Raw genomic sequence first — 23,297 nt, 5'->3', positions numbered from 1 at the left:
AGGTATAACTGAACTCTTCTTAACTTTTTCTTTTACCTACGAATTATACATTTTGCACCCTAATTTTGTCATTTTTGAGTTCCGTAGCTATAGCTATGCAAGTAAAAAATGACTTCCTTACGGCACAAAAGCCATAATTCTCGGTTCCAAACAAAAAGTCAAGATGAGTTCACTAACTAAATTGAAAAAACTACTCTTCTACTGACTCTAAATTATCATCAGAATTACGATCAATTAACTTGTTATACGGATCAATACCTGCTTTTAAAGGTTTTTCATCAGTAACGATAGTAAATGTATTATCACCTGCAGAAAGCCACTTTAATTCAAAGTAAAATGGGTTCTTGATAGTTACCCCATCATCACCGGTAATATCTTCGCCAAAGAGCCCAACATCTACCAGGTTCTTCTTATCATCAATCAATTTCTCTTTACCCGTATCATCATAATAAATTTTCTTAGAATTTACCGTGAATGTTGTTTCCCATTTGCCATTGTCTAGCTTTTTGGTTTTAGCATCCATCACACGATTTTCATAAAGAACTATCTCTTTAAAACCATCATCGACCTTATATTTTAATGAATCTGGAGTAACATTATAAATCGCTTTATAGAAATCTTCAGAAGTGGCATAAACCCCTTTTTCAAAATACTTGTATTCATTCAAGAATTTTTTAAGTCCCGCATTTATAACTTCTTCTCCAATGACATCTTGCAAATCATACATAATCATGGATCCTTTTTGGTACCAAATGTGCTGACCAGTTTCGACATCCATTAACGAACGTTCTGGTTTAAAACTGAATGACCTTCTAGACAAATAGGTATCTAAAGAAGGTTTTAAAAATCCTTTTATACCATTTTCACCATATTCATGCTTTAAAGCCATTAACGAAACATACTCCGCTAAAGTTTCTGAAATAATGTTTGCACCTCTTGTTTTACTTGGCGTAACGATATGACCCCACCATTGGTGTGCAATTTCATGAGCTGTTACCCTGAAAGCATAATTAAAATCTCCTTCGTTAGAAAAATCTGCTACGAAGCCAAAATCTTCTGAGTAAGGTATCGTTGTCGCAAAAGATTGTGCAAATGTCGTGTGCGCCGGAAACTCAATTATCCTAATTACAGAATATGGATATTCATAAAAATTTTTAGAATTATAATCCAACGAAACTTTAACCCCTTTTATAAATGAAGCTAAGTTTTTCTTGTGTTTCGGAGAGTGATACACTTCAATAGTCACTTTCTTTCCACTAGGTGCAATCCAAACATCTTTTTCAATATCATAAGTTGCAGAAACAAAATTGAAGAAGTAATCAGATTTATCTTCCAATTTGTAATTAAAATAGCTTCTATCATCCTTATCCCATGTTTCAACCAATACACCTGGCGCAACAGCAGTTTGCCCTTTTGAAGTACTAATTGTAGCTTCAAAATCCATATAATTGCTATCCTCATTAAATAAGTTCTTTTTCAAAGCAATGCTATCTGTTCTTGGCGGATAAAGAAAGTCTAATTTCTCTAAACCGTATTTTTCACGAGCACCATTCTCTGTCAAAGCAATATCATAATGAAAACTTGGAAAAATAGCATCATTAAAGAAAGAACCATTATTCAAAACTGCAGTTTCCCTATCCATAGCAAACCCATGTGTTCTTGCCTTAGTTTCAATAACCAAATTAGCAGTGTCTTTCGGCTGTAAAGGTTCTGGTAGCTTGTAAATGAACAAACGATACAATGAATCGCTTAAAAATGGTTTTAACTCTTGGTCATTATAAACCACCTTTGTAATCTTGGTATCATAAGTAGGAAACTTAATTTCCATTAAAACGGTATCTATTGGCTCTTCTGAAGGATTAACAACTGTAAACACACCCTTTGCATCTACACCACGTGTATCTGTATAAATATCTATATCAGCTTTTAAATCGATAACTTGAATATGGGGCTTATCTATATACTTACCATATGCCTTTTCAGCATCTGCAGAAAGCTTCTCACTAGAATCGCTATCTTCCATATGGTTCAGAACTTTTATATTGTAAAAGCTATAAGCACCTACAGAAATAAAAGCAAATAAGAAAAATAAGGTATATGCAACCGTTTTACCCTTAAATCTACTTTTAGCTAATTTTAAACGCTCTTTTGCTGAAGAATAAAACCCTCTACTCCAGAATACACTACCAATAGCAGCCAATGTACCTGTAAAAAGAACCCAATATAAGTTCAACCAAAATTGACCAGTTAAGTAATGTCCAAATCCATTTAAATCACTTATAAAACCGGGTGTAGTCTCTCCAAAAGCTAAAAGTGGGTTATCTGTTTTCAGCACTAAACTCACCAAAATTGGTATTCCCACATAAACTATAATGACAATAAAATGACCTAAAAATTTATTGTTTACTAGCACATGAACAAAAAATGCCAATAACAATGTAGCAACATATAAAGGAAATAGAGACGTAAAATTATAGGTAAGGTACATACCCAATTCATAATCAAAATAGCCATTACCTGTTTGATACATAATACCAACCAGTATATTAATAAGAGTTAGCAATACGGCAACACCAATAAGCGAAATAATCTTTGAAAGATATAGTGTAGTATTACTTACCGGTAGCGCATCATAAAATTCAAAAGTCTTATTACTTCTTGTACGATGAACTGCTTCACCAGAATAAATAATTAGAATTATTGTAGAAAATAATGCTATTCCAGCGGAAACATATGCAACCATAAACCTAGTAAGCGGTAATGACGGCGTACCATTATATTGATTATTTTGATATGTTATAAACCCAGCTACTATAACCCCTATAATAATTAAGACAAGAAATACAGGTTCTTTAACGATAGATAAAAATTCTATTTTACTTAAAGACCATAAATTTTGCCTTTGCGCTTTTTTACTAAATTCTTGAACAACACTAATTGTTTCTGAAGATGCTATTAAATCATTATCTTCTTTTACATTCTTCTTTTTCTTGGAGGATAAGAATCCTTTATATGAAAATTTAAAAAGTGTAAAGACAAATATTAATATTCCCAAAATCAGCCATAATAGACGATTTAACATAAACTTACCCGTTAAAGCCAATTGGTTGGTATTTAACTCGTCTACAGACCAGTATTTGGTCAAATACCCATAAGCAGATTCCCCAAAAGGATCAACATAGATACTAAGCCATTCGGTATCTAAGCTAGATAACAACTGTCCGGATAATATGGAAGCTATTAATATTACAATACCTCCTAAATATAAAATTGGCATTCTCTTAAAAAATGTCATTAAACAAAAGAAAAGACTACCAATAAAAAAAGAATTAAAAACCAATAAGTATAAAAATGGAAAGAAGTACGACCAAAAGTTAAAATCGGTATACGTACCATAGTCTGGCCTATCTAACAAGGCACCAAGTACAAAACCGAACATAGCGCCAAACATCGCTGCAATGTTCATTATGGTAACAATTGTAAAACTACCCCAAAAACGACCCATTATGTAATTCTTTTCGGAAACAGGAAAAGTAAAATAGGTCTGGGCAGTTTTATGCTCCTCATCCCTAAACACGGGCACACCCATAATAGCGGCATAAAAGAATAACGCTATAGTACTTAAACCACCAAGGACTCCTACAATAGCACTAGGGCTATTGGTGAATTCCGCAGTAGCAGATTCTGAAAATACCCCAAGAAGCAAGGGTATTAAAAACATGATAAATATGTAGATATAAGTGACCGGTCGTCTAAGCCTATACTTTAGCTCAAATAAGAATATTTCTTTCATATTAAACAGTTTGTGGTTGGTTAATACTATAGAAATAAAAGTCCTCTAAATTATTGGCAACTAGCTCAAATCCTTCACCAGGTACATCTTCTGCGAACACATTTATATACAGATTACCACTACGTAAATAAGTAGACAAAACATTGTATTCTGATTGGTACAATTCAGTTTCCTCTTTAGAAATATTTTTACGGTACACTTTATCATTTAAGGTATTGGATAATTCTAAAGGATGCCCTTGAACAACTACCTTACCTTCATTAAACACTGCCATGTTGGTACATAAATTAATAACATCATCAACAATATGCGTAGACAAGATAACCACAGCATCTTCTCCTAGTTCACTTAATAAATTATGAAAACGATTACGTTCTAAAGGATCAAGACCAGCTGTTGGTTCATCTACAATAATCAGTTTAGGATTACCAATTAATGCCTGTGCTATACCAAACCGTTGTCTCATACCACCAGAGTAATCGCCTAGGTTACGCTTACGGAACTTGTAGAGATTTACTTTGTTCAATAAATCGGCAACATATGCTTTACGATCTGTTTTACTTTGAATACCTTTTATTTTTGCAATATGATTTAGCATCATCTCTGCAGATACCTTTGGGTATACTCCAAAATCTTGAGGTAAATAACCCAATACCTTTCTAAGCTCATCTGGTTGTGCGAAAACGTCAATATCGTTGAATTTAATATTACCACTATCAGCTTGTTGTAAGGTGGCAATAGTTCTCATTAAAGAGGACTTGCCTGCCCCATTAGGACCGAGTAAACCAAACATTCCGGTGCCAATTTCCAAATTAACATTGTTTAAGGCTTGCGTTCCATTCGGATACGTTTTATTCAAATTTGTAATCGAAAGCATAGTTAAATCGGTTTTCAAGGTTAGTATTCAGATGTCTAATACGTGTCTAAAATTTTGAAAAAGTTACATCAGGAGGTAAGAAATTTATTTACATCCTATAATTTCACCTATAAAATAGCGGTAATTATTCTTATTCTCGGTCGAATTCAAATCAATTAAAAAATAAAGTCATCTAAATTGGAAAAAGGGCATTTTAATAGTATCATCTTAACTTTATAAAAAAACTAAACCAAGTGGCGCTATAACCTATAAGTGCTCTTCTTTTATACAATCTAGAAAACCTTCTAAAACTACTGTTGCTAGTAACGTTAGGTATATTTGTGTAATAAAATTTCCTTGAACTTTTGTATCAAGAAACATTTAGCGGCTACCCCCATAAAAATAAGTACTATCGGCAATAGCTATTATTCAAATTCCCCTATTTTTGTATAACTTCAAGATACATATGTTTTGATTACGTAAAGTCTAGACTTTACAGCGGAAAAGCGATAAAGCGTTTGAATATAAATATTCAGGTATGGCAAAAAAAGGCAAGGCTAAAAATACGGTGAACAAAGCAAAGCATACCAAGCTAATGGATCGAAAGAAGAACAAATTGAAAAAAGAAGCCGCGTTAAGAAAAGAACGCTTGAAAGAAATCATTAGAAAAAGTCAGGAATCTGAATAAGCAATAAAATATAGCATTATGTACCCACTTATACGCCCAAGAAGATTACGTAGCAATGAAGCCATTAGAAGTTTGGTTCGTGAAACCATTATTTCGCCAAGTGATTTTTTAGTACCGTTGTTCGTTGTTGAGGGCAAAGGCATTAAAGAAGAAATACCTTCTATGCCCAATTACTACCGCCTTAGTCTAGACAATTTAACCAAAGAGGTTAAAGAACTTTGGAAAATGGGTTTACGCTCGGTGCTTCTTTTTGTAAAAGTGCCAGATAACTTAAAGGATAATAAAGGTTCTGAAGCGTTGAATGAAAACGGATTAATGCAACTGGCCATTAAAACGGTAAAAAATGCATGTCCAGAAATGTTAGTCATGACAGATGTTGCCCTTGACCCCTATTCTTCTTATGGTCATGATGGTATTGTTGCTGACGGACAAATTCTTAATGACGAAAGTGTAGAGCTCTTGACCGAAATGAGTGTTTCTCATGCCAATGCAGGTGCCGATTTTGTTGCGCCTAGCGACATGATGGACGGTCGTATTCTTAGCATTCGTGAGGCTTTGGAAGATGAGGGATATTTAAACACCGGTATTATGGCCTATAGTGCCAAATATGCCAGTGCTTTTTACGGTCCGTTTAGAGATGCATTAGATTCTGCTCCGGTAGATATTAAAAATGTACCTAAGGATAAAAAGAGCTACCAAATGGATTATGCGAATAGATTTGAAGCTATTCGTGAGACTCAAATGGATATTGATGAAGGTGCGGATATCGTTATGGTAAAACCAGGATTGTGCTATCTAGATATTGTACGTGAAATAAAAAATGAGGTAGATGTGCCAGTTGCCGTTTATCAAGTTTCCGGGGAGTATGCCATGGTAAAAGCTGCCGCTGAAAAAGGGTGGTTAGATCATGATGCCGTAATGATGGAACAGCTGACTGCAATAAAACGCGCAGGTGCAAATATCATTGCCAGCTATTTCGCTAAAGATGCCGTAAAATTATTAGGATAGTCAATCAACAGAATTACTATTCATGAATAAAATATCTTTTATACTATTTGGTTTAATTAGTGGTTTGGCTGTTTCACAAGAGACAACTAACAAAACTCTTTTGCTTCCGGTGGGTTCTAGTTTGCAAGCATCTTCTTTGGCTTCTTACGAGCTAGATTCCGCTTATGTATATCGTAAAGTAGATAGTATTGTAACAACTGGTATAAAAAATAACGCATTCCCGGGTGCTCAGGTGTTAATCGCGAAAGAAGGTAATATTATTTTTCATGAGGCTTATGGCTTTCACACGTATGATAGTATTCAGCCGGTAGCATTAAATGACATTTATGATTTGGCTTCGGTCACCAAAATTTTAGGTCCGCTACCTGCAATTATGAAATTAGTTGATGAAGGCAAGCTTAATTTAGATGTTCCTTTTAGCACCTATTGGAAACCTTGGAGAAGTCATAAAGACAAAGCAAACATTACGCTTCGCGGGATTTTAGCACATCAAGCCGGTTTAGAACCTTACATTGTATTCTTAATTAAAACCTTAAAAAATAACGGTCGGTTTAAAAAGAGATTCATCCGTAGTAAACCGAATAACAGATTTAGCAAAGAAGCCTATGAAGGTATCTATGTAAAAAATAGATTTAACCGAAAAATGTACAGAATCATAAATCATTCTGAAGTTTCTGCAGATAAAAAATACAAATATTCCGGACTCACATTTCTAATTTTTCCTGAGCTCATTACGCAAATTACTGGTGTTCCATATGCAGATTATATGGAGCAGGAATTTTACAAACCACTTGGTATGAAAACCTTCGGTTTTCTGCCGAGCACCAAAAATTTTACAAACAAAATAGTCCCTACAGAAGTAGATACTATGTACAGACATACGCTAACCCAAGGTTGGGTACATGATGAAAACGCCTCTTTACTGGGTGGTATTTCTGGTAATGCAGGTCTGTTTGGTACTGCAGATGATTTGGCGATTATTATGCAGATGTTTGTTCAAAACGGCCTTTATGCCGGTAAGCAATACATCTCTGAAAAGACGATTAAAGAATTTTCAAAAGTTCAATATCCAGAGAACGATAATAGAAGAGGTTTAGGTTTTGACAAACCTTACTTAGAAAATAATACCTTCAAAATTGCCGATGCCTACCCTGCACCAGAAGTTGGCGCATCTAGCTTTGGGCATAGTGGCTTTACCGGCACTTTCGTCTGGGCAGATCCTGAAAACAAATTAGTGTATATATTTCTGTCAAATAGAGTGTATCCTACGAGAGAAAATCGCAATATTTACAACTTAAATATCCGATCATCCATCCAACAAATATTTTATCAGGCATTTGATAACGCAAAACAGCACCAACCTTAGCATTTTTATTAATATCTTCGATTCATAAAACAACCCTATGGGCTTACTACTTTTTTACGCATTCATTTCTATTTTCTTCTCTTTTCTGTGTTCTATATTAGAAGCAGTATTATTGAGCATAACGCCAACATTCATTAATGTAAAAATGAACGAAGGTCATGCCTATGCCAAAAAACTAGAGATACTTAAAAAAGATGTTGACCAACCGTTAATCGCCATTTTAACTATAAATACTATTGCCCACACCGTTGGTGCAATTTTGGTGGGTGTGCAAGCGAAAGTTGCCTATGCTGAATTATACGGTAGCGAAACCAAATCATTTTTAGGCATCACCTTTACCGAAGATTTAATGGTCGGTGTGGTTTCTACCATTATGACCATTCTTATTTTGGTAGCGTCAGAGATTATACCAAAAACTATTGGTGCTACGTACTGGAAACAATTGGCTAATTTCTCTACCAAGGCTTTAAATATTATGGTTTTGGGCTTAAAGTATACGGGTCTGTTATGGTTGCTACGTTTGTTTACCAAAATGGTAGGCGGTGGCAAACACCATGGTAGTGTATTAAGTCGCGAAGATTTTCATGCGATGACCGATATGGCACATGAAGAAGGTGTTTTTGAGAAGTCTGAATCTACGATTATTAAAAACTTATTGAAGTTCGATGAAGTATTGGTGAAAGATATTATGACGCCTAGAGCGGTAATGAAAGTAGCATCTGACGAGAAAACGATTGCTAATTTCTTTGCTGATAACCCTAAATTACGTTTTTCTAGAATTCCTGTGTATACCGATAATATGGATAATATTACCGGTTTTGTTTTAAAGGATAATGTTTTGGAAGAAATGATCAACCAGAACGGAGACATTCCGCTGAAAGATATTAAACGCGAAATTTTAGTAACCCGTAGAAGTACACCAATACCCACCTTATTTGAAATATTCATTGCAAAACGTGAAGCAATTGCACTTGTTGTAGATGAATACGGTTCTGTAAGTGGTATTGTAACTATGGAAGATGTTATTGAAACCCTTCTTGGGCTCGAAATAATGGATGAGAGCGACAATGTTGCCGATTTGCAGAGTCTTGCTCGTAAAAATTGGGAAAAACGCGCTCAAGCAACGGGAGTGATTGAAAAGCCTACGTCACCAGACGAATAAACATTACGTAATACCATGTCCGATGTTGCTTACATACATACACCCCTAGGCGTTGCCAAAATTATTGGCGATGCTGACGGACTCTCGGCTGTTACCGTTTTAAATTCTGATGAGCCACTTACCGATGTAATCCCTGAATCTTTAGAAGATGCCGTTTATCAACTGAACGAATATTTTGAAGGGGCAAGAACCCAGTTTGATCTAAAACTAAATCCTGAAGGAACCGAGTTTCAAAAGAAGGTTTGGGTAGAGTTGCAGAACATACCTTACGGAAAATCGAAGTCTTATTTAGAGCTAGCAAAATTATTAGGAGACCCCAATGCCACCAGAGCTGCCGCCTCCGCAAATGCCCGAAATCCGTTATGGATCGTAGTGCCTTGCCATAGAGTTATTGGTACCGATGGTTCACTTACCGGTTACGCTGGCGGATTGCATAGAAAACAGTGGTTATTGAACCATGAGAGTCCCTTTAAGCAGCAAAGTTTGTTCTAAAACAGCTCACTTATTTCACCAAAAAACAAACTACTTGGTTTGTTCTATGCTTAAAACATCATTTTACCTTCGTAATCTTTGCATTTTATCGATACAATTGCGATTGCTGTCGTTGCTATCAACAATTATAAACACATGCTATAAGTAAAAAACCGACTACTTGGTCGGTTCGTTGTTTTTAGTCATTTCTTAAGCAGACTTAAATAATTAATGGTGATTATGGTTTCCCGTAATGGAATATAAGATGATAATTGTAGGTTTATTCTTTAGTAGTATATTAGTATACTGATAAATTAACAATTACATATATTCCTCTATATTGGAGAATATGTGCAATTGTACACATATACAATTGTTATGCCCAAGCAAAAACCTAGAACATATTTATGAAAATTAATGCGAAAGAATATTTAAAGGAATTTGCTGAATCACAACCTGATTGGTTAAAGTTCTTAATTTATGAAGTCATTGAATCTAATGGGAATATTTCTGATGATAAAAAACAAGAAGTATATTGTAATTTAACAAATGGCTCAACTTTAACCATTAATGAGCCTAATATCAATGATAATAATTCTAGTGAGGAAGTTCGCATAATATCATTAGAACATAATGAAGGTGTAAATGCTTTAAAGCAATCTCAAACTATTAAGTTCCACAATGATGTTACTATACTGTATGGATTAAATGGAGCAGGAAAAAGTAGTTACTTTAAGGTTTTGAATGAAATTGTAGGTGGAAATCAAAAGAAGAAAGTTTCTTCTAACATATATTTAGACAACCCAATAACAATTGATGTAAATATCTCTTTTAAAGAAAAGAACAAATCAATTCAAACAATAAACTGGAATGGAAATACTCGCTCACTTGACATCTTAAACAAATGTAAAGTTTTTGACTCTTCATATCTCAACGGTTTATTAGAAACTCGAAAAGCTGACAGCACTTTAATACAACCATTAGGGTTAAATCTCTTTTCAAGCTTGGTAGTTTTAATTGATAAATTTAAAAGACAACTGAATGATAATGCTAACAAGAAAAGATTAGAAAAACCAACACTAGAGCTGAAATATTTTCAAAATGAAATAAAGACTTCATTTGAAAATAATCAAATTTCTGATTCAATAAAAACACAGATTGAAAATTTATTTGATTTTACAGCAGAAAGTACTGATAATCTAATCAAAGTGAAAAAAGAAATTGAAGATTTAAAACAAATAAATATTCAAGATAAAATCAAACTTAAACAGAGTGATAAATCAGATATTGAGAGCATTAAAACATATATAGAAAATACTCACAAAAAATTATCTGAATTTCGTGGTAATATTAAAATTGAATTAGAATCAATAACAAAACACAAGGAAGCTAACGAATTAGCTAAAAAACAATTTGAAATTTTATCGACAATCCCAAATAGTGATAATTCTGAATGGAAAGAATTTATTAAATCTGGCGAAAAATATACATCAAAAGTAGAAGATAGTGATAAAGTATGTATTTATTGTCGTCAAACTTTACGAGACGATAATGCAACGGGATTAATTAGAGCTTATGGCAATTATTTAAAAGATGAATCTGAACAAAAATTAAATAATTCTATAAAATCAATAAATCAACTAAAAAAGAATATTGAAGCTTTCTCTACATCATTGATAATTAAAAAGAATATTCAAGATATTTTAGAAAAAAACAAACTTGAAGGAGATAATGAATCGTTTTACAGTGTAATTATAAAGACAAATACTCAATTCACTATAGAGAGAGAGAAATTAATCGAACAAATTAAGATTGGAAATTTCAAACCCGAAAACGACTTACCTACTATTGAAATTATCACTAGCAAACTAAATTCTATTTCCGTATCGATAAAAAAAGAAATTGATACGTTATCGGATGATAACACTAAAAAAGTAAGTAGGATTGAAAAATTAGAAACCTCATTAAAAAAACTTCAAGAAAACGAATCTATAAGTAAACAGAAAGAGAACGTTAAAAAATGGTTTGAAGCCGATATTTTAGAAAATAAAATAAGAAAAAAAGCCTCAAAAATTAACACTAGAAGTATTACAGAGCTATCCAAACAAGCACATAGTCAACTATTAACAGAAACTCTTAAAGAGAGTTTTAAAGAAGAGTTAAGTTTTCTTGGTTATAATAATTTAAAAGTAAAAATAGAGAATGCTCAAGGCGGTAAAGGAACTTCAAGTACTAAATTAATGCTTTCGAAAAGTAACGATATTAAAACTATATTAAGTGAGGGAGAACAAAAGGCAGTTGTATTAGCATTATTTATTGCGGAAGCAAAAATTCAAAAAAGTAAAAACCCAATAATACTTGATGACCCGGTCAATAGTCTTGACCATAGAATAGCTGGAAAATTCGCTCAAAGATTATTGAATTTAGAAAATCAAGTAATTTTATTTAATCATAATCGCTTATTCCTTGATGCATTTGAAACTTCAAAAGAAAACCATATATGTAAAACTATAGATTCAGACTGTAATAAATCTAAAGGGAAACATATAAGAGTATATCAAGTCAATAGTGAAGGTCAAAATATAAAGGGGGTTTTAAGAAACTATAAATCTAACAAGGCAAAAGAGCATTTATCGGAAATTAAAAGATTGTTGCAAAACTCTCCGTTTGAAGAAGAAATGAAAACAGCTAGTTTATTAAGAAAAACCGTTGAATGTGTAATAGATGAAGTCGTATTTAATAATCAACTACCAACAAAATATAGTAATAAAAATAGTCGAATAGCTTGGGCAGAACTCAGAAAGCTAAAGAATGATAATGAAACAATTGACAAACTCGAAAATATTCACGGCAGAGCATCTGGAGGAGAAATGCACAATGGAACTGAGAATAATGAAAACCCGATAGAACTTGAAGAATTTACAACTATGGTTTCTGTTATTGAAAACATTATGAACTAAAAAAAAGCCAGGGCATAACAATGTATAAAAAACATAGGGCGCTTGTGCTAAACCGAAAGGTCTGTGAATATTAACTAAGTCCGCTAAAAATAAAATTTGGCGTTTATAATAGAAAAGATAAAAGCAAAATATTTATATTTAGCTAAGTAATTAACTGAAACGAAAGTGCTTATTAACTGCCCTACGTTTCTTATACTAAACGTTGTGCTTAATGCTAACCCGTCCTGAAATATGTATTAACTAAAACAATAAGTATTGAATATAAATATATAAATGATGAGGTATTAGTAAACCAATTAAATTTAAAATAATTAAAACAAAAAACGACAACAATACTAAATCAAAGACCAGCCTTTTTATTATATAACCCGTAAGGATATCTTTAATTAAAGACTTATAATAATTAAAATCAAAAAATATGTTTTTTTCTAAATTCTCATTACTTCTTTTTTTTATTACAAGTATTACTTTTTCACAAAACAAGCAATTAAAAGATCATATCCTTTTTTACAGTTCTTTTAATGGAAAAACAACAGCAGATATATCTGTCGGAGATTCACTAATTTACACAGCTGAGAACTATAAAAAAACAAATGATGCCAAACCTGGCTTACATAATCCTAATGTTGTTTTAGCCAAAAACAAAGGCCTTACGGGAGATGCTCTTCATTTTAAAAAGAAAAACACAACTGCCATATATTTTAGCGGTTATAAAAATTTGGGTTACAGTTCTGAATCATGGAGTGGTTCCTTTTCGTTTTGGCTGCAATTGGATCCTGACACGGACCTAGAACCAGGCTATTGCGACCCAATAAACCTTACAGATGTTAGATACGACGACGCTGCTTTGTGGGTGGATTTCACCAAAGATGATAAACCACGACAATTTAGATTAGGTGTTTTGGGAGATTTAGATATACGAAAAAAGGAAAATAAAATTAATGATGCTGAGTTAGAAAAACGACTCGTTAGAGTCATAAACCCACCTTTTAAGTCAGGAAAATGGACACATGTTGTCATTACTTATTCCGAAGTAAACACAAATAAATCTATATGCAAATTATATGTAGATGGTCAGCTCAAAGGTGCTGTAAAAGATGTTAACGATCCATTTACATGGGAAGAGGAAAACGCAAAAATCATGCTAGGTTTAAGTTATGTTGGATTAATGGATGAGCTTACCGCTTTTGATAAGACTCTAGATGCTAATGAAGTAAAATCTATTTACAAGCTTAAAAATGGAATAAAATCTTTATTCGAGTAAAGCTATACATAAGAACAATTAATTGTTTTCTCACTATATATAGTTGTTTTACTCTCATTCTATGGGTTTAGAACTGGATTAAAAACACTAAGCACAACAAAGAACTGAGCTGAAAAACAAATAAAATTAGCTCAATATTATAGAATACCAACCAAATGAAAAACCTCCTACTCCTACTAAACATTATACCCATTCTAGCCTTTTCGCAAGCACCTGAAATACCAAAAATCGACTTTAAAACGAATGCAGAAGAAGTAAACAGGTATGTTGATTTATTTGGCTTGAAAGATGCAGAAGCATTGGTGGTCCGCCTCGCCTACTCTATACTGCCACATATAGAACCAGAATCAAATTATATCGTTTACTTCAAAAACGGTAAGGTAAGGCGCTATAGAATTAATGAGTCCGCCCAACCAATGGCTTCCACCAAAATAAAGAGAATACGTGTTAAGAAAAAAAAGTATTCAGCGTATTGGGCATTTTTGAATCTCTGTGTTAGCGAAGGAAAATTCAATATAGATCAAAGTCAATTAGCGACCTTAGGAGAAAAAGCTAACTCATGGAAAAACGCCATAAGTGGTGGACAAACCTATACTTTCGGTTTATACCAAGGCGAAAATTACACAGAATATAAGAGTTTTTTACCATCAATGTTCACAGATGAAGAATATCCGGGATTCGAAGATAAACGTAAGTTAATCTATGTGATGGAAGGTTTTAAAACTCTCACTGAAGACTAGTACATGTTTGTTCCTTTTTAAAACTATGAAGTCATCTAATAATTTGTATTAAGGATTATAAAACTGCACAGCAAACAGTGGTTATTGAACCATAAGAGTTCGTTTAAACAGCAAATTTGTTCTAAAACAGCTGCTTTACCCAACTAAAAAACAAACCACTTGGTTTGTTTAGTACCTAAAACATCTATTTAACTTTATAAGCTTTGCATTTTATCGATACAATTGCGATTGCTGTCGTTACTATCAACATTTATAAATGCATTCTACAAGTAAAAAACCGACTACTTAGTCGGTTCGTTGTTTTTAGTCATTTCTTAAGCGGACTTAAATAATTTATGGTGATTATGGTTTTCCGTAATGGAATGTAATATGTTAATTGTAGGTTTATTCTTTAGTGGTATATTTAATATACTGAAATATTAACTATTATGTATATTCCTTAAAATTGGGGAAAATGTGAATTTATTCACATACACAATTTTTGTACTTAATTAAACCATGAATAGATTAAGAGATAAAACATACCAACAATATTACTCTGAACTGTTTGACAGTCTCAAGATTAAAATTGCGCAGGAACAGGATGATTATATAATTGCTAATCCTACTGAAGATTTAGTAAAATATTACTTGGGTCAGTCATTACAACCAATTGAATTTGATGATTCAAAGGAAGAGGTATTGAGTCATGATAAATCGATAAAAACAATTTATGCGCATGAAAGAGAGTTTGGATATCAACAAGAAGGAGATTTAAAAGTAGAGTCAGAAAACATTATTGTTAAATTACCTATCGTCCCAAATAGTAATGTACAGCAAGTATTAAGTTTAAGGACTAATTCAATATCAATGTCTCCAAAACCTGACATAAATATTAAAGGTTCATATGTGGTAATTAATATTGAAATTAAAGGATATGGTAAGAATCTTGGTGATGAACAAATCGCTCAACAAATTAAGAGCATTAAAGGAGATATTCAAGGAATTTTAAGTTCTAAGAATTCTGAAATAAAATCTGAAAATATAAAACTGGAGCAAAATTTATCTCAGTTTATTGAACAACGAAAACAGAAATTGGATAGCGATAAGTCTAGATTATCAAACATCATGAAATTAACTCAAATTCCACTTGCACGAAAGGATTCTGAAACTGTTAAAAAGATCAAGGTTAATACAAAACCATTTATAAAGAAAATTAAACCTAAAACTCCTGAAGAAGACTATCAGCTTGACCATGAAAAAGTAGTTGATATTATTCAACTGATGAACAATCAATGTTTGCAATTCGAAAAAACCCCAAAGACTTATGAAAAACTTGGTGAAGAAAACCTTAGGGATTTACTCCTAGCGAATTTAAATTCAGTTTTTGAATGAAAAGCGACAGGTGAAACTTTTAATAACAAAGGCAAATCGGACATATACTTAAATATTGATAAAGGAAACATTCTCGTTTCTGAGTGTAAATATTATGGAGGGGAAAAATTATATCACGATACAATTGACCAATTATTGGGTTACTTATCATGGAGACATAATTATGGTATAATGATCACTTTCTCGGAAAATAAAGATTTCACTAAAGTTATTGAAGATGCTGAATCGATTATCAAGTCGCATCACAGTTACCAATCAGGGTTCAAAAAAATAAACGATTCTCATTTTATTTCCAAACATACTTTACCTATTGATGACTATAAATACGTTGAAATACATCATTTATATTATAATCTATTCTGTAAATAATAAAAACTAAGTACAACAAGGTGTATTATGCATACCCTTCGGGATACGCACCATACACAGAACATTGCCATTAATTAGAAAAAATCATCATCCAATTGACAAAAGAGAAGATAATTGAATTTGGAATATTAGCGTTACGCTGGTATTTGGTTTTCTATATGATTAAATATGGTTGGAGTAAATTAACTCTAAGCCAGTTTGGAGTTTACGACCCATCAATATTGGAACATCCTATTAAGGATATTGATAGTTTTTATGTTGCTTGGCATCTATTTGGAAGAAGTACTTTTTTCAATGTTGCAACTGGAATTTTGGAAATTATAGGCGGAATACTACTGATATTTAACAGAACAGTATTGATTGGGGCTTTATTAGTTTTATCAATCTTGGCTCAGATATTAATTATAGACATAGCTTTTACAACAGGTGTTCAAGGTTTTGCACTACCCATTAGAATTGGTGGAATGATTTTAGCTGATTTATTAATTTTATATTATTACAGAGACAAAGTTATTATTGCTTGGAAAAATTTAACGAGCGGAATTACGACAAAATTTAGATACAAATGGTGGATATTTTTAATCCTTCCAATCGTTGGTTTTTTAATGGATTTTGTTTTTGCTATTCTTACAATGCCGTTTAAAATGTTATTGAATTGGATTGCGGAATAAAAACTAATAGCGACAACGTATATAACTCATAGCTAATGAGTTGCTTAAACGAAGTTAAGGCACATTTGGAAATTCGTTAAATTTAAAAATCTAGCTTGTGCTCAACCGATAATTAAAAGATAGTTTGCACGCTACAATTCATATACAATACCGTTGCCAACAATTATGAATCTCTCAATCTTAGAATCAAAACTTAACCGACACAAAATCTCTTTTTCGAAAGAAAATGGTGAAATAATTATTGGAAAGGCCAAAAGAGATATAGTAGATTATTTTGGACTTGGAGTCGTTCCGGTTTTAATTGGGATTGGAATTATTATTTTCTTTATAATCAATATTAAAAACCTCAGAATTGGTATTTTTCAGATGTCTGGGGCTGCTCTTTTTTTAATCGGAATTGGAGTTTCTAATTTACGGAAATATAAAAGAAAAAAACTTGCCAATACATTTCCTAAAATATTTAAAGAAAATAAAATTATTGTGAGAACTCCTTTAGAGGACTATAAACTTGATGAGGGTACGATAATGGAAATAAGGGTTACCAATAAACTTTTGGATAACGAAACGTATGAAGGGAATTTGTTCATTATAGATAATAATAATGGTCTTCACCATATCCTTCGTTTTCATGATGAAAGTGAAAAATACGTTCAGGATGACTTAAAATGGTTTGAAGATTTTATACTTACCCAGACTGGACTAAAAAAAATAACAATTGGCAACACAACCCAAACGTAAGTCCGACTTTAAGGCAAAACCGAAAGGTCTGTATATATTTATGAGGTCGCTAAATCTTATAGATTTAGCTTTAAACAAAAAAAGAAGAAGCGAAACCAAAAGCTTTAGCCGAAGCGTTTTGCTTAATTAAACCCAATTATGAGAAAAAAAACAATAAAAATCTTCGCAATTTCAATGATATCTTTATTGGCAGGATGTACTGACAACGATGAAAATGAGCCAATGATTACATCTACTTTATCAAATGAATTAATTGCAAAAATATTACTTGACAATAATACATCTGATTCAACTGGAAATTTAACTGATGGAGAAATTTTCGGAATATTGAATCCGACGGAAAATAGAAACGGGATTGAAAATAAAGCAATGATATTTAGTGAAGATGAAGGACATATCGACTTTGGTAATGTTGAAAACTTAGAACTCGACTATGATTCTTCTATTTCAATATCTGTTTGGATAAAACCCAATGGAAACCAATTAGATTGGGACACCATTTTAAATCAGTATTTTACGGGACCGCAACCGTCGGCAGATGGTCGATTTTATCTTGGACTAAACCCTTCAAACGGCAAAATACGATGGAACGTATTTAACAATATCTTGGAGTCTTCAAACAATATACCCATAGATGAATGGACTCATATAATAGTATCTTACGAGAATAGAATGACCTCAATATATATTAATGGAATTGTAGATACAACACTACAATTAGGTTCTGAATCAGCCGCACTTGGAACTGGCGCACCTTTTAAAATAGGAAAGCAAAGTTTAACAAGTTCCAATTTAAGTGGATTTAATGGAGCCATTGATGACATTTATATATACAATCGATTATTAGAAAAAGAAGAAGTGCAGCAGCTCTTCCAAGAATGACTAAAAACCTAAACGAAATGAGACTTTAATGCGAAACAAAAAGGCTTGTGTATATTTATAATGCCGCTAATTCTTATGGATTTAGCTTTGGACAAGAAAAAATAAACCTAAACAATAAGCTTTAGCTTAAGCGTTATCAAACTGCAAATAAAGAATGATATTAAAAAGAATTTTATTGATAGCTATTTTTGGAGTGGCGTTCTTAGGTTGCGAAACTGACTCGCTACCTTGTGAAGAAGGGTATATAGAATTACCAGGTCAAAATGGACCTGTTTGCGTACCTGAAGGAGAGGTAAGAGCTTTTAACATGTCAACACCCCTAAGTTCAAATTAACGATAAATAATATGCTCGTCAAAAATGCCCTTTCTAGAGAAGACCTTGAAACCATTAAAAAGTGTAAAGCTTCAATGGAGCATATAGGTTGGGGTATAAAAGGAGTTAATATTATAGGAAACTCTTTAGAAACAGGGGCTAGATTTATTCCTGAAAAAGCGTTAAATATCCTTCAAAAATCTACAGAAAAAATATTGTTGGGATTATTAAAGGCTAATCTCCTTACCATTTCTAAAAACAAACAGTTAAAAGAACCTTCTAGTATTACGTATAAAGCTATAGTTATTGGCTCAGGAACAGTTGGTGGTTTTTTTGGTTCTACTACTGGCATAGGAACAGCCATATTCGCTTCTGAAATGACCATTACCACAAAGTACATTTTACGCAGTATTATGGATATAGCTAGAAGCCAGGGTGAGGATATTTATTCCCTTGAAGGGCAAATGCAATGTATGGAAGTATTTGCGTTAGGAGGCAAGTCAAAAGATGATGATGGTATGGATACAAGCTATTATGTAGCACGCGCTGCTTTGTCATCAACTTTAAAGAATCTTACTTCCGCTAGCTTACAAGCGGCTATTAAGACTGCTGCAAATAGTTCAGTTGTTTTTGGTTCTAGTGCTATGAATAAATTCATCACCCAAATAGCAGCGAGATTTAGTGTATTAATTAGCGAGAAGTTTATGGCACAAGCTGTTCCAATTGCCGGAGCACTAGGTGGCGGTTCTATGAACTTTATTTTTATCAATCATTTTCAGAAAATGGCTACTTCACACTTTACACTAAGAAGGTTGGAGCGTAAATATGGTGAAAATGCTGTGAGGAAGGCATATTCAAAAATCTAATATAACCTTACTCTGCTCTTTTGTTCTTTTGTTCTTTTGTTAAACTATAAAAGATAACAGATTACTAACTTAGAATGCCTAAACATAATGCGGACTTTGGGGCAAAAACGAAAGGTCTATGTATATTTATAAAGTCGCTAAATCTTATGGATTTAGCTTTGGACCAGAAAAAATAAAACTAAACAATAAGTTTGTATCTAGCCCAACCTCTATATGTCTCTCCTTTGTTTATATAATTATAGTACATTCAAACTAAGAACCAAACATACGAGCTCAACCGCTCAATATTTTCTGTGATATATCTAGTAATTAACTACCTTTTAAAACCATGAAACATTTATTACTACTCCAAGCTTTAATGCTTTTATTGATATTAAATTCATGCAGAGAAAATATTGATAAAAAAGAAGTAAATGAAACCCTAATTCAAGAAAACCCAATTACAAGAAAACTAGAAAATAGCGCTTGTAAAACTACTTTTGACACAATGGGTAATACTAATGCACCAGTAGAGCTAATTGGTTTGTATGAAAATATTGTGAATACAAATGACCATACTTATGGTTACTCATTAAAGCTATGGAAATTAGAAGAGCAAATACTAGGTTTTTTCAACGTCTATGAAAGCAGCCTTGAACCTGATAGAAGTGGCGTCATAACAAGCGGCTCTTTGGCTACTAATGATAGCCTATACATTGAGGCATGGACTAAAGAAAGTAAAGGTTTTAAGGATTGGCAACAATCTGATGTACATATTTTTTCATTTTCGGGAAAACTAAATGCCAATAAATTAATAGGTAAATTATCTATGCTTAACTGCTCAAACAATACTATAGAATATGTTCAACAACTAGAACTAAATTATTCTGAGATGTGGCCGTTAGAAAGTTATTCAAACATTGAAGATTGGAAAGAAAACTATGCTAATAACCTTGATATGGCAAACTAAATCTACTGAAAACAGTGGTTGTTGAACCATAAGAGTTCGTTTAAACAGCAAAGTTTGTTCTAAAACAACTCGTTTATCCAACCAAAAAACAAACTACTTGGTTTGTTTAGTGCTCCAAACGCCTATTTACCTTCATATACTTTGCTTTTTGTCGATACAATTGCGATTGCTGTCGCTATTTTCAATGATTTACTACAGATTTCAGCAGTAAAAAACAGACTAACTGGTCGGTTTGTGTTTTAACCATTTCTATTGAATAAGACTACTAATTACAATAGTTCAACGCAGTTAATTATTCTCGTCTACATCTTAGAAAAAACACAAATCTTTAATTTGGAAAGTACTTATTAAGTTAACCAATAAACGATACAACTATTCTATAATAAATACGTTCTACCAAATAAAACCCGATCAAAAGCTAATACATGAAAAAAATAAGCATTCTATTTCTAATATTCGTAATTGGAATTATAGGTTGTAGTAAAGACGAAAATGAAGCAACTACGACGGGAGATTTAAATGTCATTGTAGTTTTAAACGGTAACCAACCTGTTGGTAATGCAGAGGTATATACCAACCCTCCATCAAAGAAGGGAACTACAGATGATTTTGGCAGTGTGCTACTAACTGATTTAGAAAAGGGTAGTTATGAGATATTTGCAAGTTTAGAGAATATAGGGACCGGTAAATCTGTAGTCAACATACAGACAAGTGAATTATCAGAAACCACTATTAATATAATACCAGGAATAAATGAAGGACTTGCTCCATCAATACAAATAATCTTGCCTGAAACATATGCCGAATTTTCAGAAGGAGAAGAAATTACATTCAGTGCAGATGTTTTTGATGATGAAACCTCTTACCAAGACTTAAAAATTGTTTGGGAAAGTAGTTTAGATGGAGAATTGAACACCAATTCTCCAGATATGAATGGAAATGTCATATTTACAACAAACACACTATCTAGAGGTACACATCAAATTACAATAACAGCAGAAGATTCTGATGGCTATAGTTCAAGCGCATCAATTGAAATAAGTACCCTGTCTCCAAGTGCAATAACATTATTAGAGCCCATTAAAAATGAAGGGAAAGTTCTTTTAGAATGGACAGAATACTCAAATTCAGACTTTTTAAAATATGAAATCTATAGAACGGACGGAAATTGTTCTGAACAAAATCAAATTTTAGTAGGAACCGTTTCTGAAAAGGGAACTTTAAACTTTACCGACGAATTTCCTCCATTAGAATTTCAAGTATGTTACTTTATTAAAGTAACAAATAATGTGAATAATTCTAGAAAGAGCAATCAAGAAACAGTTGATACACCAAGCGGACACATATTCAATTTTGAGGCATATGATATGCTAAAGCATCCAACAGAAGATTACATCTACCTAATAGACCAAGCCGGTCAGAAATTGATAAAATTTGATTACCTAAATTTAGAAGTAGTCAGTGAAACAAATCTTCAAGGAACTATAGGTTATTGTGATATTGGAGACAATGGCTTTGGTGTTGAGATTTATGCACCTAGTGATGACGGATGGATTTATGTTTACAGTGCAGATGATTTAAGTGAAACCACATCTATAAACACAGGATTAAAAACTGCAAGCGTTGTAGTAAACGGTCTAGGGCATGTAATAGCCTCTGTAGAACCTTCGCCTTGGTGGGAGCAACCTGTACGTACCTACTCAAGAGATAGTGGAATACATATTGACGGTAATGGAGATCATGAAAGAGATAGGTTAAGAATGATTCCTGGTAAGAATGAGATAATTTCAATTACGACAAGTGTTAGTCCTGTAGACATGGAATATTTCAAAATTGGAAGTACTGGTGAAATAGAAATACATCAAGATGACCAATATCATAGTGATTTTCCCTTAAATCCAAGAATTTTTAGAGTTTCCGATGATGGAACTTATTCAATAACATCAAAAGATGGCGCGGTATATTTAGCAAATACTTCTATGGAATACAAGGGGCAGCTTCAACACGGATCCTTGCAATTTTCAGATTTTGCATTTAGTGATGATGGTACAATCATTTATGCCGCAACAAGTAATAGAAAGTCAATTCAAATAGGACATTACCCCTCTTTAACCAGAGACGATGAAATTTTGACAAAAGGATTTCCAATTTTTATAATACGAGATGGTGAGAGAATAATTTCCTTAAGTAAATCTTCTGAAAATTCTATAAATACAGGGGTCGAAATAATTCAACTTTAATTGAGAATTTGCTGTACAACAAATAAAATGACACACCTATACCCTATTTGGGTATAGGTATATTATAACCGAACCATATTTACTTACCCTTATTTATTATATGGGAGTATTAAACTTTTTATTTAGCTAATTCTAATAAAAAACACCAATAACAACTCTAAAACAGCGCGTTTGTGTAACCAAAAAACAAACTACTTGGTTTGTTTAGTGCTCCAAACGCCTATTTACCTTCGTAATCTTTGCCTTTAATCGATACAATTGCGATTACTGTCGTTACAATCAACAATTATAAACACATTCTATAAGTAAAAAACCGACTACTTGGTCGGTTTTTTATTTTTAAGGTAATTAGGTTCTGAATTCTATTATTGGCTTATAATACAGCGTTTACACGTCTCTTTTACAAACAAAATATACTTACCGAATAGCAAAAAATGCTCTCTTTTGTTCTTTCTAATTAATAATTAAAATCACCTATTTCAATAGAAATCAAACTAAGCTGTAAAAAACATAGGGCTGGTGTTCTGCTAAAACAAACAGGCAAATTTCTACATACATATACTTATTACACTACACTGACTTAAGTC

18 protein-coding genes are annotated in these 23,297 nt (G+C 32.7%); 16 read left to right on the top strand and 2 right to left on the bottom strand.

The window, feature by feature from the left end; genetic code table 11:
* Window positions 1–190: 190 nt before the first annotated feature.
* Complete coding sequence (locus Q0871_RS05100) at window positions 191–3,793, bottom strand: M1 family aminopeptidase (protein WP_299318859.1); 3,603 nt, start codon at window positions 3,791–3,793, stop codon at window positions 191–193.
* A 1-nt stretch (window position 3,794) separates the two neighbouring features.
* On the bottom strand, window positions 3,795–4,670 hold the full coding sequence (locus tag Q0871_RS05095) for an ABC transporter ATP-binding protein (protein ID WP_299318856.1): 876 nt from the start codon (window positions 4,668–4,670) through the stop codon (window positions 3,795–3,797).
* A gap of 517 nt (window positions 4,671–5,187) precedes the next feature.
* Between Q0871_RS05095 and Q0871_RS05090 the strand changes: the two genes are divergently transcribed.
* The 16 genes from Q0871_RS05090 to Q0871_RS05015 all read left to right on the top strand — a co-directional run bounded on the left by Q0871_RS05090 (window position 5,188) and on the right by Q0871_RS05015 (window position 22,710).
* Window positions 5,188–5,337, top strand: coding sequence for a hypothetical protein (locus Q0871_RS05090; protein WP_299318851.1), 150 nt, complete (start codon window positions 5,188–5,190; stop codon window positions 5,335–5,337).
* Window positions 5,338–5,355: 18 nt separating this feature from the next.
* Window positions 5,356–6,345, top strand: coding sequence for a porphobilinogen synthase (gene hemB / locus Q0871_RS05085; RefSeq protein WP_299318847.1), 990 nt, complete (start codon window positions 5,356–5,358; stop codon window positions 6,343–6,345).
* Window positions 6,346–6,367: 22 nt separating this feature from the next.
* Window positions 6,368–7,711, top strand: coding sequence for a serine hydrolase (locus Q0871_RS05080; protein WP_299318842.1), 1,344 nt, complete (start codon window positions 6,368–6,370; stop codon window positions 7,709–7,711).
* 37 nt (window positions 7,712–7,748) lie between these two features.
* Entirely contained in the window at window positions 7,749–8,873 is a 1,125-nt protein-coding gene (locus tag Q0871_RS05075) for a CNNM domain-containing protein (RefSeq protein WP_299318838.1), read from the top strand.
* A gap of 15 nt (window positions 8,874–8,888) precedes the next feature.
* The gene (locus tag Q0871_RS05070; protein ID WP_299318834.1) at window positions 8,889–9,365 is read left to right on the top strand and encodes a methylated-DNA--[protein]-cysteine S-methyltransferase; all 477 of its coding nucleotides are present in this window, start codon (window positions 8,889–8,891) and stop codon (window positions 9,363–9,365) included.
* Window positions 9,366–9,751: 386 nt separating this feature from the next.
* Complete coding sequence (locus Q0871_RS05065) at window positions 9,752–12,304, top strand: hypothetical protein (RefSeq protein WP_299318831.1); 2,553 nt, start codon at window positions 9,752–9,754, stop codon at window positions 12,302–12,304.
* A gap of 418 nt (window positions 12,305–12,722) precedes the next feature.
* Window positions 12,723–13,568: a LamG-like jellyroll fold domain-containing protein gene (locus Q0871_RS05060; protein WP_299318827.1), complete on the top strand. Its 846-nt coding sequence runs from the start codon at window positions 12,723–12,725 to the stop codon at window positions 13,566–13,568.
* A 155-nt stretch (window positions 13,569–13,723) separates the two neighbouring features.
* A complete protein-coding gene (locus tag Q0871_RS05055) occupies window positions 13,724–14,308 on the top strand; it encodes a hypothetical protein (RefSeq protein WP_299318825.1) in 585 nt (194 codons plus the stop codon).
* A gap of 498 nt (window positions 14,309–14,806) precedes the next feature.
* A complete protein-coding gene (locus tag Q0871_RS05050; RefSeq protein WP_299318823.1) occupies window positions 14,807–15,682 on the top strand; it encodes a hypothetical protein in 876 nt (291 codons plus the stop codon).
* A 464-nt stretch (window positions 15,683–16,146) separates the two neighbouring features.
* Entirely contained in the window at window positions 16,147–16,722 is a 576-nt protein-coding gene (locus tag Q0871_RS05045) for a DoxX family membrane protein (protein ID WP_299318820.1), read from the top strand.
* A gap of 165 nt (window positions 16,723–16,887) precedes the next feature.
* The gene (locus Q0871_RS05040; protein ID WP_299318817.1) at window positions 16,888–17,460 is read left to right on the top strand and encodes a hypothetical protein; all 573 of its coding nucleotides are present in this window, start codon (window positions 16,888–16,890) and stop codon (window positions 17,458–17,460) included.
* A 138-nt stretch (window positions 17,461–17,598) separates the two neighbouring features.
* Window positions 17,599–18,342, top strand: coding sequence for a LamG domain-containing protein (locus Q0871_RS05035; protein WP_299318813.1), 744 nt, complete (start codon window positions 17,599–17,601; stop codon window positions 18,340–18,342).
* Between the two features lie 154 nt (window positions 18,343–18,496).
* Entirely contained in the window at window positions 18,497–18,676 is a 180-nt protein-coding gene (locus Q0871_RS05030) for a hypothetical protein (RefSeq protein WP_299318810.1), read from the top strand.
* A gap of 11 nt (window positions 18,677–18,687) precedes the next feature.
* Window positions 18,688–19,521, top strand: coding sequence for an EcsC family protein (locus Q0871_RS05025; protein WP_299318806.1), 834 nt, complete (start codon window positions 18,688–18,690; stop codon window positions 19,519–19,521).
* Between the two features lie 328 nt (window positions 19,522–19,849).
* On the top strand, window positions 19,850–20,470 hold the full coding sequence (locus Q0871_RS05020; RefSeq protein ID WP_299318803.1) for a hypothetical protein: 621 nt from the start codon (window positions 19,850–19,852) through the stop codon (window positions 20,468–20,470).
* A gap of 425 nt (window positions 20,471–20,895) precedes the next feature.
* Window positions 20,896–22,710: a hypothetical protein gene (locus Q0871_RS05015; protein ID WP_299318799.1), complete on the top strand. Its 1,815-nt coding sequence runs from the start codon at window positions 20,896–20,898 to the stop codon at window positions 22,708–22,710.
* The last annotated feature ends 587 nt before the right edge of the window (window positions 22,711–23,297 follow it).

It is taken from the genome of uncultured Maribacter sp., assembly GCF_947500985.1.
In the GTDB taxonomy this organism is placed as follows: Bacteria; Bacteroidota; Bacteroidia; order Flavobacteriales; family Flavobacteriaceae; genus Maribacter.
This window is presented reverse-complemented; position numbering and strand designations above follow the sequence as displayed.

Bases quoted from the DNA above. Each gene is read 5' to 3' on its own strand.
- Q0871_RS05100 (WP_299318859.1), bottom strand. From the start codon at position 3,793: ATGAAAGAAATATTCTTATTTGAGCTAAAGTATAGGCTTAGACGACCG.
- Q0871_RS05095 (WP_299318856.1), bottom strand. From the start codon at position 4,670: ATGCTTTCGATTACAAATTTGAATAAAACGTATCCGAATGGAACGCAA.
- Q0871_RS05090 (WP_299318851.1), top strand. From the start codon at position 5,188: ATGGCAAAAAAAGGCAAGGCTAAAAATACGGTGAACAAAGCAAAGCAT.
- hemB (WP_299318847.1), top strand. From the start codon at position 5,356: ATGTACCCACTTATACGCCCAAGAAGATTACGTAGCAATGAAGCCATT.
- Q0871_RS05080 (WP_299318842.1), top strand. From the start codon at position 6,368: ATGAATAAAATATCTTTTATACTATTTGGTTTAATTAGTGGTTTGGCT.
- Q0871_RS05075 (WP_299318838.1), top strand. From the start codon at position 7,749: ATGGGCTTACTACTTTTTTACGCATTCATTTCTATTTTCTTCTCTTTT.
- Q0871_RS05070 (WP_299318834.1), top strand. From the start codon at position 8,889: ATGTCCGATGTTGCTTACATACATACACCCCTAGGCGTTGCCAAAATT.
- Q0871_RS05065 (WP_299318831.1), top strand. From the start codon at position 9,752: ATGAAAATTAATGCGAAAGAATATTTAAAGGAATTTGCTGAATCACAA.
- Q0871_RS05060 (WP_299318827.1), top strand. From the start codon at position 12,723: ATGTTTTTTTCTAAATTCTCATTACTTCTTTTTTTTATTACAAGTATT.
- Q0871_RS05055 (WP_299318825.1), top strand. From the start codon at position 13,724: ATGAAAAACCTCCTACTCCTACTAAACATTATACCCATTCTAGCCTTT.
- Q0871_RS05050 (WP_299318823.1), top strand. From the start codon at position 14,807: ATGAATAGATTAAGAGATAAAACATACCAACAATATTACTCTGAACTG.
- Q0871_RS05040 (WP_299318817.1), top strand. From the start codon at position 16,888: ATGAATCTCTCAATCTTAGAATCAAAACTTAACCGACACAAAATCTCT.
- Q0871_RS05035 (WP_299318813.1), top strand. From the start codon at position 17,599: ATGAGAAAAAAAACAATAAAAATCTTCGCAATTTCAATGATATCTTTA.
- Q0871_RS05030 (WP_299318810.1), top strand. From the start codon at position 18,497: ATGATATTAAAAAGAATTTTATTGATAGCTATTTTTGGAGTGGCGTTC.
- Q0871_RS05025 (WP_299318806.1), top strand. From the start codon at position 18,688: ATGCTCGTCAAAAATGCCCTTTCTAGAGAAGACCTTGAAACCATTAAA.
- Q0871_RS05020 (WP_299318803.1), top strand. From the start codon at position 19,850: ATGAAACATTTATTACTACTCCAAGCTTTAATGCTTTTATTGATATTA.
- Q0871_RS05015 (WP_299318799.1), top strand. From the start codon at position 20,896: ATGAAAAAAATAAGCATTCTATTTCTAATATTCGTAATTGGAATTATA.